Origin of the sequence: Cyclobacterium sp. SYSU L10401, assembly GCF_010993705.1 — a bacterium.
GTDB lineage: Bacteria > Bacteroidota > Bacteroidia > Cytophagales > Cyclobacteriaceae > Cyclobacterium.
Map to the genome: position 1 here is coordinate 105,068 of NZ_WOFO01000009.1, position 13,546 is coordinate 118,613.

The window sequence follows — 13,546 nt, forward strand, 5'->3', positions numbered from 1 at the left end:
CAAAATAACTTAAAATGGAATCTTGTATTCCTGAAGCTCATTTTCATAAACTGTCACCAGTGTATATTCATTTCTACCCCCGGAAAAACTTATCCAAAGGTTTTCACTCACGCTTATCGGCTTTTGGTTGATCAATTTCCCCTGATAGTTGTACAAATATGCAAAATCCTGTGTCCTATCCAAGACTACGAATATTTTATTACTTGTACCAAAGGAATAGAATCGATACTCTAATTCCTCAGAAAGAATGTTGGTTACAAAAAGTAAACTTTCATCAGGATTCAATACTTTCAACTCATTGTATTCCTGAATCACCCATACATAATCTGTCCCGACCTGATCATTCACCAAATCAAATCTGGTTTGCCGCCCAGGTCGTAGCAATTGATTCCTGTAAGTCAATTCTCCTTTAAAATTTACTTTGACTACTTCCCCGGCATCATTTACCGTAACTATTTTTGAAAGGCCCTCTTCACTCCCTTCTTCAATACCATAAGCTGTAGATATACTTTCTCCGAGGACGACAGTACCCCCTTCCTTAACTTCTCCCCTGCGGTTGTAAAGCCTGAGGCTGCCATTGTTGTGCATGGCCACCATAAAGTCCCCTAAACCCGGTACCCTGTGGTGGGCAGGCTTTACTGCCAAAGGCCCTTCGATAGACTCCCTCGGAGCCCACTCCTTCAGTAATTCCCCGGATACATTGTATACAAATAAATCCCCTCTCCGATCAGCGACAAATAACCTGTATTTCCTGTTGTTGTCATAATCCAATACGTTTAGCTGAGCTATTTGTCGATCCTCCTCAAAACGAATCGGATATCCCGGAAGGAAATTTCCATACCTGTCCAGGGCATAAATCTGACGATCTGTAGCAAAAAGCAGCTGTAGTTTCCCATTCTGGTAATAATCAATTTGAAAAACATCGCTGATGATTTCCTCGGAAATGGCCTGAGAAAAGACCTGCTCCCCTTCAGCGGTAATCAGGTGGATAAAAAGATCTTCATCCTGCACAAGGAAATCCGTACTCTTGTCATTAAAATTTTCCAGGCCGGCAGGCCCGTATAATAACTTTTTATCAAACTGTGTACTGGTAGATTCGCTCAGCAATAATTGCCCGTTGTCACTCTTTTCCTCTAATTCAATATCAAACAAAATATCCAATTCACCCTTCTCCCTCAGGTAGATCTTCATCCATTCCAAAGATCGAAACACGGTAGCATATTTTTGAAAAACCGAACTCCAGGAGGGCTGGCTAGCTTGTGTAAGCAAGTTGAAAAACCGATCATTGTTTAGGAACACCTGTACAGGAGCATCGTTCTTGCTTTCCTTCAACACCTGATTAAAAACCATAGATTTACCCCAGGTATTGTCATAATAAATATCCTCAAGAAAATTTCTCATGGCTCTAAGACTGTTTGCCACTACCAGCCGGCCAGCAACCACAGCGAAGTAGCTCTTTGAAAACCCTGTAAAATTCCCGTTAAAAATGTAAGAGGGAAAGTCATTCATATCCAAACGAATAACTTCATACCCCAAAAAGTGAGCCCTGAATATTTTACTTGAATCATTTTGATTCATTTCCAATATGTAGTTTTCCAAACTTTTAAATGATTCCCTGGAATTTTCTACTCCGAGAAGCAATACCTGTTCAGGGTTATTCCCCATAAGCCTTTCTTCGAGGATCAGCGCCACTTCTCCGGTTAGGGTATTGACTAAGCTTTGGATTTCAGGGTTTTCAGAAATTTCTGCTGAAATCACGGGATCTGGAGAAAAGGAAGCATTGGGGATAAGCTTAAAATTCTGGAAATCAGAAAACATATACAGATACAAAAGTGCTGTCCTTCTGCTGATAAGGGAAGAAAAAGGCATGTCACTTGTGCCACTATCCTTGGAAAGAACTTCTTTGAGTTCTCCTTCTACATACAGTTCGCCATTAAAGCTGATTCTGTCATCTGAAAATGAAGGTACAAGATTAGCCGAAAAGTCGCTGGCACTTAAATCTGTAACCAGTTTATTGCTTTTTTCCGATGATATTTCTTTAACCAAACCAGAAAATGCATCTCCAGATACCCTCAGGATACCCTTTGGAGAGAGGGAAGCTCCTGCATGAAATAAATGAGGATAGGTTTGTTTATAGCTTTTCAACTCCTCGGACTTGGCATGGCGAATACCTTCTTCTACCAGAAAGGAGGTAAAACTACCTACCAATACATTGTTATAAATAGCATAGGTGAACACCCTCTGCCCCTCTTCGAGATTCAATTCAAAAAGGTTGACTCCACTGTAGGTTCTGACTTTTACAGGATCTCCCTGATTTTCATTATTAAAGTTTTGGATAAAATCGAGAAAATCCCGGTTTTTAAAGGCAATGGACACCATAAACCCAAAGTTTTCTCTACCCAAAGGGTGCAAGGAGAGCCTGAACTCTTGACCTTTGAGGTAACTATTAAGTATACCGGATTTGCCGGTAAGACTGTCTAGCTGGACTAATTGAGCCTCCAACCCGGAGAGCAAAGGAAGCTGGTGCAGTTTTTCCCAGACTGGTTGACCTACGACAGTGTTCCACATGCCTACCGGATCATTGGTTTCGTAAACCATAACTGCATCAGGGGGTATCATTTCAGAACCTTCTAATTTATTTTGCAATAAATCAGAATGTAAGATCAGGTAAACTGCAAAGCCCAAAACCAGTATCAACAGGATTACCAGAAGGGATTTTATTTGGTTCACTGCATATTATTTTTGTTCCGGAATCAAATCAACAAAAAAATCCCAACGGATAAAAGTTGGGATTTAAATTTAGCCAAAACCTGGATTTTATTTATTGCTTAAACCATCCAGAACAGACATTACCTCTTTGACATGGGTTCTTGAAACCTCCAATAATGCTTTTTCCTCCTTATTCAAATCAAGCTCGATGACCTTTTCGATGCCATTTTTACCCAATATGACAGGCACTCCCAGGTAACAGTCGTCAATTCCATATTCCCCATCCAATTTGATACAAACTGGGAAGACTCTTTTCTGATTTTTGACAATAGACTCTACCATTTGAGCAGCTGCAGAGCCAGGGGCGTACCAGGCAGATGTCCCCATCAATTTCACCAATTCTCCGCCGCCAAATTTTGTTCGCTCAATAATGGCATCCAGCTTCTCTTTGGAAATTAATTCTGTCACAGGTATTCCGGCTACGGTAGTATACCTGGGAAGAGGCACCATGGTGTCTCCATGGCCTCCCATTAAAATGGCCTGAATTTCCTTTGGAGAAATGTTCAATTCCTCAGCAATGAAGGCCCTATAACGGGCGGTATCCAAAATCCCAGCCATTCCCATTACCTTTGTTTTAGGAAATTTTGAGGTGACATGGGCTTGATAGGTCATTACATCCAGGGGATTGGATACCACTACGATGATCGTATCTGGCGAGTGTTTGATCACATTCTCAGTAACCGTCTTTACTATTCCGGCATTGGTCTCTATGAGGTCATCCCTGGTCATCCCTGGTTTTCTGGGTAATCCCGAAGTGATGACCACCACGTCAGATCCAGCCGTTTTGGAATAATCATTGGTACTCCCAATAGTCCTGCTATCGTACACGTTAATGGGGGCTTTTTGCCAAATATCCAGTGCTTTTCCTTCAGCCACTCCCTCTTTGATATCTACCAGGACTATTTCCTCGGCTATTTCTCGGTAAGCCAGTACGTCTGCGCATGTTGCACCTACATTGCCGGCTCCGACTACGGTTACTTTTGTCATTTTTTATAATCGGTTTAGATTAAATATTTTTCAAAACTTGCGCTAAGATATTAAAGAATGCGCTTTATATGAAGTAATATCCTGAATTATTCAAACATCTGACCCAGGTTAAAAAAACCATAGGAGTTCCTGTAAGAAGTAAATAGCTGGTGATTGGTTTGGTTGTAATAACTTGCCAGGGAAGTCATCATCTTGGCCCTTATTTTCTGGTTATTTCTAAAAATATCCAGGATCGCATAATTGGGAATTACCCATAAAAGCGCTTCCTCTGTATTCACTATGGCAGTATAGATTCTTTTGGAGTTCTCCAGCATGGAATTTTCTCCAAAAGCATACCCTTCTCTTACCTTAATGATGGTTTCAAAATCTGACCGGATATCGATATTCAGGGTTACTTCTCCTTTTTCTAAAATATACAATGCCTGACTGGGGTCATTCCTGAAAAACACCACTTCATTCCTTTCATATTTTCGCTGGTGTATCGCTGGAAGGAACCTGGACAACTCAGCAAAATTAAGGTCTTCAAAATACCTGATTTTCCCTAAAAACTCGAATTGCTTTAATTCGGATTCACTGTATTTCTTTCTGAAAGGGTTTAACTTATTCATACTTTTTTCTTAAAATATACCACTTCCCGGGTTGAAGAAGTTACTTTATACCTATCATCAATTCTATATCCGACCACCCAAACAATCGCCTCTCCTGAGCAAAGCACCTTTATAGATTTTTTTTTAATCAGAGGTACCTTCAAATCTATCAGGAAGTCACTGACTTTCTTGAACTGCCTCATCCCCAAAGGCATAAACCGGTCCCCTTCCTGCCAATTTCTCAATACTAATGGAAAATCAAGCAACTGACTATCCAGAAAGGCATTTTCTGAAGATCGATCAATCTTCCAATCCTCTTTTAAATGAAGAATATCGTAATTTGTATCCCCATTCAGCACCAGGGAGATATCATGATCTTCTATGGTGAAAGTTGGGTTCCCTATGTTTTTTTTACCTAAAATAAGGCATTCCCTGTCAATGTTCAGTATCCAGTTTCCGGAAAGGAAGCATTTTCCCGATTCTCCCTGCTGAACAGCAAGTAAAATATCTTCTACCTGAGCATAAACAAACCCTTTTGGCCGTAACCAATAAAACAACAAGGAAGCCTTTCCGGGGACATCTACCAGCTCCTTATACTCAAGATACTCAAAAGGCGGCTCATGTTGGATCCGGGCTTTTAGCCATTGCTCAAAAAAATAAAAAAAGGCTTTTCCTGTATCTTTGATCCGCTCAAAACTGTATTGCATGAGGGCTGGACCACTGGGATCAAAATCTGATAAGACGGGTAATACCTTATGCCGTACAAAATTCCTTTTGTACAAGGTCTTTTGGTTGCTGCTGTCCTCCCTCCAGTCAAGGGATTCAGCCTGAAGGAATTCCCGGATCTCAGATCTATTAAAAGGAAGCAGAGGTCGGATAATGAAGTCCCTCTTTTCGGACATTCCATACACACCTTCTATTCCCGTTCCCCGGAGCAAATTGAGTAAAACCGTCTCCAATTGGTCATCTGCATGATGTGCTACCAGTACGCCAGAGGTACCCATTTCTTTTTGTAATTGTTCAAACCATTCATACCGCAGTTCCCTCGCTGCCATTTGCAAAGACAGCCCATGCGTCTTCATGTATGCATCCGTATCCAGGACATTTACATGAATGGGGACATTCATTTTCTTGGCCAGGCGGCGAACCCATTCCTCATCCAGCTCGCTCTCCCGACCCCTAAGCTGGTAATTGCAATGAACCAAATCGAATTTAAACCCACCTAAATGAAGCAAGTGGGCCAGTACCACACTGTCCATCCCTCCGCTGATTGCTAAAAGATAATGCTTTTGGACATCCAAAAGATTATTTTCCCGTACATGATGGATAAATCTATGAAGCATAAATCAAAAATACCATTTTATATTAATTTTGCCTCGGAAATCAATTCGGATGACATCAATCAGATTTATTTTATTTAGTTTTTGCCTGACCATGCCCATTTTCGGGGTGCATGCACAGGAAGAAAAAAGTCGTTTGGAAATCCTTCAGGCGGCTGAACTTTTGGGGGCAGAAGGTTTTGAGCGACTTCTGGATGATGTTATCATGAAACATCAAAATTCCCTTATTTATTGCGATTCTGCTCATTTTTATGGGCAGGAAAATCTAGCCAAACTTTTCGGCAATGTGCGAATCGAAGACCAGGAAGATCCCATTACGGCTACCAGCCTATATGCCGAATATGATGGTGATAGCCAAATGGCCCGACTTCGAAACAATGTGATTCTGGTCAACGAAGGCACCACCCTTTATACAGATTACCTGGACTACAACAGGGCATCGGGGGTGGCCAATTATTTTAATTCCGGCATGGTTAAAGACAGCACCAACACCCTTACCAGTGAGAATGGTGTTTACGAAACTCAGATAAAAAAAATCACTTTTACCGATGAGGTGACTTTGGTCAATCCGGATTACACCTTGAAATCAAATATTCTATTTTATTATACCACCACCAAAATTGCTGAAACCGAAAAATTAACCAACATTTTATCCAAAGATGGCACCAGACTAAATGCCCAAAGAGGAAGTTTTTATGATACAGAAAATAAAATCTTTAGGTTTTATGACGGAGACGTGGAATCAGAAAATAGCATCATCTATGGGGAGATATTGTATTATGAAGAAAGCGCCCAATATTATGAGGCAAAGGAAAATGTAAGCATATTTAATAAAGAGAGGGATGTGGAAGTTTTCGGAGATGAAGGGAAGTACTGGGAGGCAGATCAATATTCCAAGGTGTATGGCAATGCTTTGATCCAGAAATATTTTGAGCAGGATACCCTGTTTATGATTGCTGACACCTTAATCACACAGGATGGCGACAAACCCGAAGAAAAATTCATGCTCGCCTATCCGAATATGCGCATGCTAAAATCGGATCTTGCCGGGAGAGCTGACTCCATGGCTTACCTTTATGCCGATTCTACAGTTTACCTTTATTCAGACCCTGTCTTGTGGAGCAATAAGAGTCAAATCACCGCAGATAGCATCAATTTTTTAATCGCCAATGAAGAAATTGATCAGGCATTACTCATAGACAATGCTTTTGCCATCACAAAGGATACCGTCAATAATTTCAACCAAATCAAAGGCCGGAAAATGACCGGGTATTTCCTACAGGGAGAAATGGACAAACTGGATGTAGAAGGTAATGGGGAATCGCTGTATTTCGCATTGGAAAATGACACGACTTTCAAGGGCCTGAATCAATTGCTTTGTGGGAGGATCATCATGCAATTTCAGGAAGGAGCAGTGCAAAAAATAAGCCATTCCATAAAACCAGAGGCCTCATTTATTCCCCCGCATTTAATCAAGGAAGACCAGAAACAACTAAAGGGTTTTACCTGGAGGGGAGATGAACGGCCAGGCAGGACCTTGGTCAGGGACTGGAGAATGCCTGCAAACCGGAACAAAAACCGATACAGCTTTTTTGATGAACCCGACGTTAGGCTTCCCTTGCCTGACGAGGACGAAATACAAAAATTTATAGATAATTAATATTAAATGTACTTTAAATTACATTTTTATGAAAAGCAATATTTTTTAAAATATTTCTCAACGGAGGACCTGAAAAAAAATTTTATAAATGTTAACAATTTTTAACCCGGTAATGGTAAAAAAGTGGAACCAAATGGCTATTTTTATACGTATATAAAGGAAATGAAAAACAAAAATTAACAATTATCGATTTTAACTTTACATGAAATTTTTCTTCACAATACTATTCATTCTGTTAACCATGGCGCAGCAGCAAGTTGAAGCCAGGCAGGTGCGTGTATTAAGTGAAAATGTAGAGTTTAGCGGGAAGGTAAATACTACACAACGAAAATCCCTGATCCTTCAAAACGATTCCAATGAAAGTGCTACCTACTTCTTACGGTATTTGAGAGGAAATGTAGGGTCTTCCCAAAACATACTCATCTGTCTGGGAGATGAATGTTTTGATCCTCGTGAAGACCTTTCGCCCATCCAATTTACCCTTGCTCCGGGAGAAATATTCACCGATTTATACATTGAATTTGAATTGGGGATTACAGCTACCAAGGGAACATTTGATTTACATTTCTTCAACACCTCCAATATCCGGGATGCGTTTGTTATCGAATGTGTCTACAATGTTGCCGGAGAGAACCCCTCCGATAATATCAGTCATAAAGATGTGGATATGGGAAGTATCTATCCTAACCCAAGTGTGCGAACCGCGCAACTTGACTATAAAATCAAAAACCCCAACGCCAAGGTTCGGGTGGTTATCAACAGTTTTATTGGTAACCCAATCTATGACTTCAATTTAGATGCAAGTCAGGAGACCTTGCTGATTCCGGTGACTGACCTGAACCCGGGAACTTATTTTTACACGTTGATTGTCGACAATAAAAATATTGTTACCAAGAAACTCTACGTTAAAAGGTAAGTATTATCTGTGGTTGACAAACCGCCTTGATAACCAATTAATAATCCCTTATATTTGCAGGCCTAATGATGAAAGCACAAGCATATATTATTTTACTCCTTGTTTCAACCCTTACTTTCGGTTGTGGCGAATTTTACAAATTGGAAAAAAGTACCAACTGGGATGAGCTTTATGAAGCCGCCAACCGGTATTACGATCAGGGTGATTATAACAAATCCATCATTTTATATGACAGGGTTTTGCCGGTAATTAAAGGGAGTGGTAAAGCAGAGTTAGCAGAATTCAATTATGCATACGCCCATTTTCGTACCAAAAGATTTATCGAGTCTGCCGGCTATTTTAAAACCTTTTTCGATACCTATAATCGATCCCCTTTAGCAGAAGAAGCTTTATTCATGCACGCCTATTCCCTTTACCTGGATTCTCCGGATTATAACCTGGATCAAAGGAGCTCAAGGGAAGCCGTCAATTCCATTCAGCTGTTCATGAACCGGTACCCTGAGTCAGACTCTTACGAAAGAGCTAGCTCCATGATTGACGACCTTCAGAAAAGGTTTGAGGAAAAGGCTTTTGAAGAATCCAAGATGTATTACCGGTTGACTGACGGATTATTTCCCGGAGAGTTTTACAGGGCATGTATCGTTAATTTTCAAAACTTTGCCAAGTCTTTTCCAGACAGCAAGTACAACGAGGAACTTGCTTTTAAATTGGTAGAAGTCAGTGCAGCTTATGCAGAAAGAAGCGTGTTTGACAAAAAGGAAGAAAGACTGAATCAATCCATTGATTTTGCTCAGAATTTTGGTCAGAAATATCCGGACAGCCAATATGGGAAAAAGGTGAATAACCTCATGTCTGAAACAAAAACTGAGTTGGAGGCCCATTACCGCTTAAAAGAACAGTATGAGGCTCGCTCGGCAGAAGCCCAGAGAATACGGGAAGAAGAAGAAAGAAATCAAGCAGCCACTGAGGCATTGCGAAACGTAGAAAATTAAACAAACAAATATAACATGGCAGTTAATCCATCAATTATCACCAGGGATCTGGATAAAGTAGCCGAAAAATCAGGCAATCTTTACGAATCAATCTTCGTGATATCACAAAGGGCAAAGCAAATATCTTCTACCATGAAGGAAGAGCTCAACAATAAGCTTTCCGAATTTGCCTCCACCGTTGATAACCTGGAAGAGGTGTTTGAAAACAAGGAACAAATTGAAATTTCCAAGTTCTACGAAAGGATGCCCAAGCCAAGTACCCTGGCTATGGAAGAATTCATGGAGGACAAGGTTTTGTTCAGATATCCGGAAGAAGAAAGCGAATCTTAAAATGCCACTTTCCGGCAAACGTATCCTGATTGGCGTAAGCGGAGGTATTGCAGCCTACAAGGTGGCACATCTCATCCGATTATTGATAAAATCCAAAGCAGAAGTCAAAGTCATCATGACGGCTTCTGCTTTGGACTTTATTACCCCCCTCACCTTATCCACTTTGTCCAAAAACCCTGTTTTTATTGATTTTTTCGATAAAAAAACCGGTGAGTGGAACAATCATGTGGATTTGGGGAAATGGGCAGACCTGATGATCATTGCGCCTTTGTCTGCCAATACCCTGGCAAAAATGGCCCACGGACAAAGTGATAATTTACTTTGCTGTACCTATTTATCCTGTACCTGTCCGGTGCTTGCCGTACCTGCCATGGACCTGGACATGTACCAGCATGCCGCAGTCAAGACCAATCTGGATACCCTTAGAAGTTTTGGCCATACTGTTATGGAAGCTACATCGGGAGATCTGGCTAGCGGATTGGTAGGCCAGGGTAGAATGGCTGAACCGGAAGATATTTTGGAGCATGCAAAAGACCTCTTATTGCCGACCTCCCTGCTGAAAGGGAAACACATCATGATTACCGCAGGACCAACACAAGAGGCCATAGATCCGGTGCGCTACCTTAGCAACCACTCCTCCGGGAAAATGGGGATTTCCGTGGCCCTAGAAGCAGCCAAGCGAGGAGCTGAGGTCACCCTGATTTTAGGCCCTACAACATTAAAAGCAGCACATCCCAACATACAAACAGTCCATGTCACCAGTGCAGAGGACATGTTCACTGCAGCAAAACGCTACCACGAACTTACAGACGTATGCATTTTTTCGGCAGCAGTAGCAGATTACCGTCCGGAAAAAGTGGAAACGGAAAAAATCAAGAAAAAAGATTCGGCATTCACCATCCCACTAGTGAAAAATCCGGATATCGCTAAACATTTGGGAAACAAAAAAGGAAAAAAACAATACCATATTGGTTTTGCCCTGGAAACGGATGAGGGAACGGGAAGCGCTAAAAGTAAACTGAAAAGTAAAAACCTGGACTTCATCGTGCTGAACACCTTGCTAGACCCGGAAGCAGGCTTTCAGAAGGACACCAATAAGGCTACCCTTATTTTGAAAAATGGGGAGGAAATAAAAACTCCGGTTATGGCCAAGGAGGAACTGGCCAAAATCATTCTGGATAAATTAGAAACCCTGTTGGGTGCAACAGAAAATAAATGAAAACGTTTATAACCGTAGTAGTCCTCGCCCAAAAAATACCTAAATGATGGTACGTTCCCTGATCATTTGTACTTTATACCTTACCCTGATTACCCCATTCAGGTCATTGTCCCAACAGCTTGATTTTACCGTAACCATCAACAGTGAAAGGGCCAGAACCCAGGACCAGGATGTCTTTGATCAAATGAAAACGGCCTTTGAACAGTTTCTCAATAACAGGAGTTGGACGGATGATGAGTTTAGGCCCGAAGAAAGAATCAAAGGTAATTTATTGGTAACCATCAATGATATGCCCCGGGTAGGGCTATTTTCTGCCACGGTGCAGATTCAAACAGTTAGGCCCATTTATGGTTCAAATTATGAGAGCCTGATGCTGAATTTTGCTGATAGAAACTGGACTTTTGAATATGTGGATTCCCAGCCTTTAGAATTCAATCAATATTCCTTTTTGAACAATATTACTTCTCTTCTGGCCTATTATGCCTATATAGCTCTGGGACTCGACTACGACTCTTTTGCTCCTAGGGCAGGCAACCCTTTTTATGAAACAGCTAACAATATTGTAGCAAATGCACAACAATCATCCAGGCCTGGCTGGAACCAGAATCCTTCAGACAAAAGGAATCGATACTGGTTATCCAATGATTTATACAACTCTCAGGTATTGGTACCGGTCAGGGATGCTTATTATCTCTACCACAGGCAGGGACTGGACTTACTCACCAGCAAGCCGGAAGAAGGTTACAAAAACATTCTAAAAGCAATTAAAAACGTAGAAGAAGCCAATCAGGCACAACCCAATAGCATTCTGACCATTACTTTTATTGACGCCAAATCTGATGAGATTTGTAAAATCCTCAAAAATGCCCCTCAGGAAATCAAGGAGGAAGCTGTTGCTGCCTTACTAAAGGTTGATCCAAACAATGCTAGAAAATACAATGACATTTTAAAAGGATAATCCTCTTTTTTGGTTAATTTTGATATCCTAAATTAAACCAAAGCACCATGTTAACCAACCTTAGCATCGCCAATTATGCTTTGATAGAGAAATTGGAAATGAAACCCTGTCCTGGTCTGAACATGATTACAGGAGAAACCGGGGCCGGAAAATCCATTATGCTAGGTGCAGTAGGTTTGTTGCTTGGCAACAGAGCAGATACCAAGTCGCTTTATGATGAAGATAACAAATGTATCATAGAGGGTGTTTTTGAGGTAGATAATTATGGGTTAAAACCATTTTTCGAGCAGGAAGAATTGGATTATGACTCCTTTTGTATCATCAGAAGGGAAATTTCTCCCTCAGGTAAGTCCAGGGCATTTATCAATGATACTCCAGTGAAACTGGACACCCTAAAGGTATTGGGAAAAACCTTGATGGACATACATTCCCAGCATGAAAACCTATTGCTGGGCGCTTCTTCTTACCAACTGTCGCTGCTGGATGCATTCGCTGATACTAAAGTTGAAAAACAACAATTTAAGAAGCAATTTCAAGCATATATAGCTCTCCAGAAAAAGGTCCGATCCCTGGAGAAGGAAATGATTGGTCTTCAGCAAGAGGCGGATTACAATCAGTTTCAGCTGGAGGAATTGAGTTCATTAAACCTTACCAGGGGGGAACAGGAGCAGTTGGAAGCGGAGGAGGAGATCCTGAACCATGCAGAAGAAATCAAGGCAAAGGCATTGGAAGCTTTGGGATTATTGGATAATGAGCAGATGGGAGCCATGCAGCTGCTGGGATCTGCAAAACAACATTTTAATTTCCTTTCCAAATTTGGGGAAACTTTTGAAGAGTTGGAACAAAGGTTTCAGAGCCTGCTGATAGAATTAAAGGACATTTTGGACAGTCTGTCTGCAGAGGAACAAGGGATAGAGGTGGATTTTGAAAAGGCTGAATGGGTAAGGGAAAGATTAAGTAAAATTTACCAACTCCAAAAAAAACATGGCGTTCAATCCGATGAAGCATTGATTGATCTTGCCTCCAGCCTTGCTGATAAAGTATTCCGAGCAGATCATTTGGAAGAGGAACTGGCCGATAAGAAAAATGAATTAGATACAGCAGAGAAAGCCCTGTATATTTCAGGACAGCAGCTGTCTAAAAAAAGAATGGCGGTTTTTAACGATTTCAGTAAGGAGATTCAACAATTGCTCGCACAATTAGGCATGGAAAATGCCAAAGTTGAAATCCTTAGAAAGGAAGTACCGGCCAATGAATCCGGAATAGATGAAATCGATATTTTATTTTCAGCCAATAAAGGTGTTCCCGCTCAACCGATCGGCCAGGTAGCCTCAGGTGGGGAATTTTCCAGGTTGATGTTTGCCATCAAATTTGTGATGGCAGATAAAATGGCTCTACCTACCCTGATTTTCGATGAAATCGATACAGGTGTTTCTGGAGAAGTAGCCTTACAGATGGTCCGCATGATGCAAAAAATTGCAGAAAATCACCAGGTCATGTGCATCAGCCATCTTCCTCAGGTAGCCGCAAAAGGGGAAAAACATTATTTTATTTTCAAGGACAATAGTGCTAAAAGAACCGTTAGTAAAATTAAATTATTGGATGCTGAAGAAAGGCTACTGGAAATTGCCAAGATGATTTCCGGATCTAATCCTTCTGCTACCGCCTACGAAAATGCCAAAGAATTATTAAACAATTAAGTAATCAGGATTTGGCTTAATTGCTTATTTTTAAAAAGTTTCAATCATTATTAGCTAATTCTAAAGAATATTATTTAATTTAAGTTAG

The 13,546-nt window shown here is 40.9% G+C and carries 11 protein-coding genes; 7 read left to right on the forward strand and 4 right to left on the reverse strand.

The window, feature by feature from the left end; all coding sequences use genetic code 11:
• Positions 1-9: 9 nt before the first annotated feature.
• The 4 genes from GL182_RS18800 to tilS form a co-directional block, all read right to left on the reverse strand.
• Positions 10-2,730 (reverse strand): hypothetical protein, encoded by a 2,721-nt coding sequence (locus GL182_RS18800; RefSeq protein WP_163381331.1) that lies wholly within the window; start codon positions 2,728-2,730, stop codon positions 10-12.
• An 87-nt stretch (positions 2,731-2,817) separates the two neighbouring features.
• Complete coding sequence (mdh, locus tag GL182_RS18805) at positions 2,818-3,756, reverse strand: malate dehydrogenase (RefSeq protein WP_163381332.1); 939 nt, start codon at positions 3,754-3,756, stop codon at positions 2,818-2,820.
• Between the two features lie 86 nt (positions 3,757-3,842).
• Entirely contained in the window at positions 3,843-4,364 is a 522-nt protein-coding gene (locus tag GL182_RS18810; RefSeq protein WP_163381333.1) for a Crp/Fnr family transcriptional regulator, read from the reverse strand.
• Complete coding sequence (gene tilS / locus GL182_RS18815) at positions 4,361-5,686, reverse strand: tRNA lysidine(34) synthetase TilS (protein WP_163381334.1); 1,326 nt, start codon at positions 5,684-5,686, stop codon at positions 4,361-4,363. The genes GL182_RS18810 and tilS overlap by 4 nt, the downstream gene beginning before the upstream one ends.
• Positions 5,687-5,735: 49 nt before the next feature.
• Between tilS and GL182_RS18820 the strand changes: the two genes are divergently transcribed.
• The 7 genes from GL182_RS18820 to recN all read left to right on the forward strand — a co-directional run bounded on the left by GL182_RS18820 (position 5,736) and on the right by recN (position 13,458).
• Positions 5,736-7,343, forward strand: a complete 1,608-nt coding sequence (locus GL182_RS18820) for an OstA-like protein (RefSeq protein WP_163381335.1) — start codon at positions 5,736-5,738, stop codon at positions 7,341-7,343.
• A 241-nt stretch (positions 7,344-7,584) separates the two neighbouring features.
• Positions 7,585-8,259: a T9SS type A sorting domain-containing protein gene (locus GL182_RS18825; RefSeq protein ID WP_240469892.1), complete on the forward strand. Its 675-nt coding sequence runs from the start codon at positions 7,585-7,587 to the stop codon at positions 8,257-8,259.
• Positions 8,260-8,324: 65 nt separating this feature from the next.
• Positions 8,325-9,251 (forward strand): outer membrane protein assembly factor BamD, encoded by a 927-nt coding sequence (locus GL182_RS18830; protein WP_163381337.1) that lies wholly within the window; start codon positions 8,325-8,327, stop codon positions 9,249-9,251.
• A gap of 15 nt (positions 9,252-9,266) precedes the next feature.
• On the forward strand, positions 9,267-9,581 hold the full coding sequence (locus tag GL182_RS18835) for a DNA-directed RNA polymerase subunit omega (protein WP_163381338.1): 315 nt from the start codon (positions 9,267-9,269) through the stop codon (positions 9,579-9,581).
• 1 nt (position 9,582) lies between these two features.
• Entirely contained in the window at positions 9,583-10,800 is a 1,218-nt protein-coding gene (coaBC, locus tag GL182_RS18840; RefSeq protein ID WP_163381339.1) for a bifunctional phosphopantothenoylcysteine decarboxylase/phosphopantothenate--cysteine ligase CoaBC, read from the forward strand.
• 43 nt (positions 10,801-10,843) lie between these two features.
• Positions 10,844-11,758: a DUF4835 family protein gene (locus GL182_RS18845; RefSeq protein WP_410267133.1), complete on the forward strand. Its 915-nt coding sequence runs from the start codon at positions 10,844-10,846 to the stop codon at positions 11,756-11,758.
• Positions 11,759-11,805: 47 nt separating this feature from the next.
• Positions 11,806-13,458 (forward strand): DNA repair protein RecN, encoded by a 1,653-nt coding sequence (gene recN / locus GL182_RS18850; protein WP_163381340.1) that lies wholly within the window; start codon positions 11,806-11,808, stop codon positions 13,456-13,458.
• Positions 13,459-13,546 lie beyond the last annotated feature (88 nt).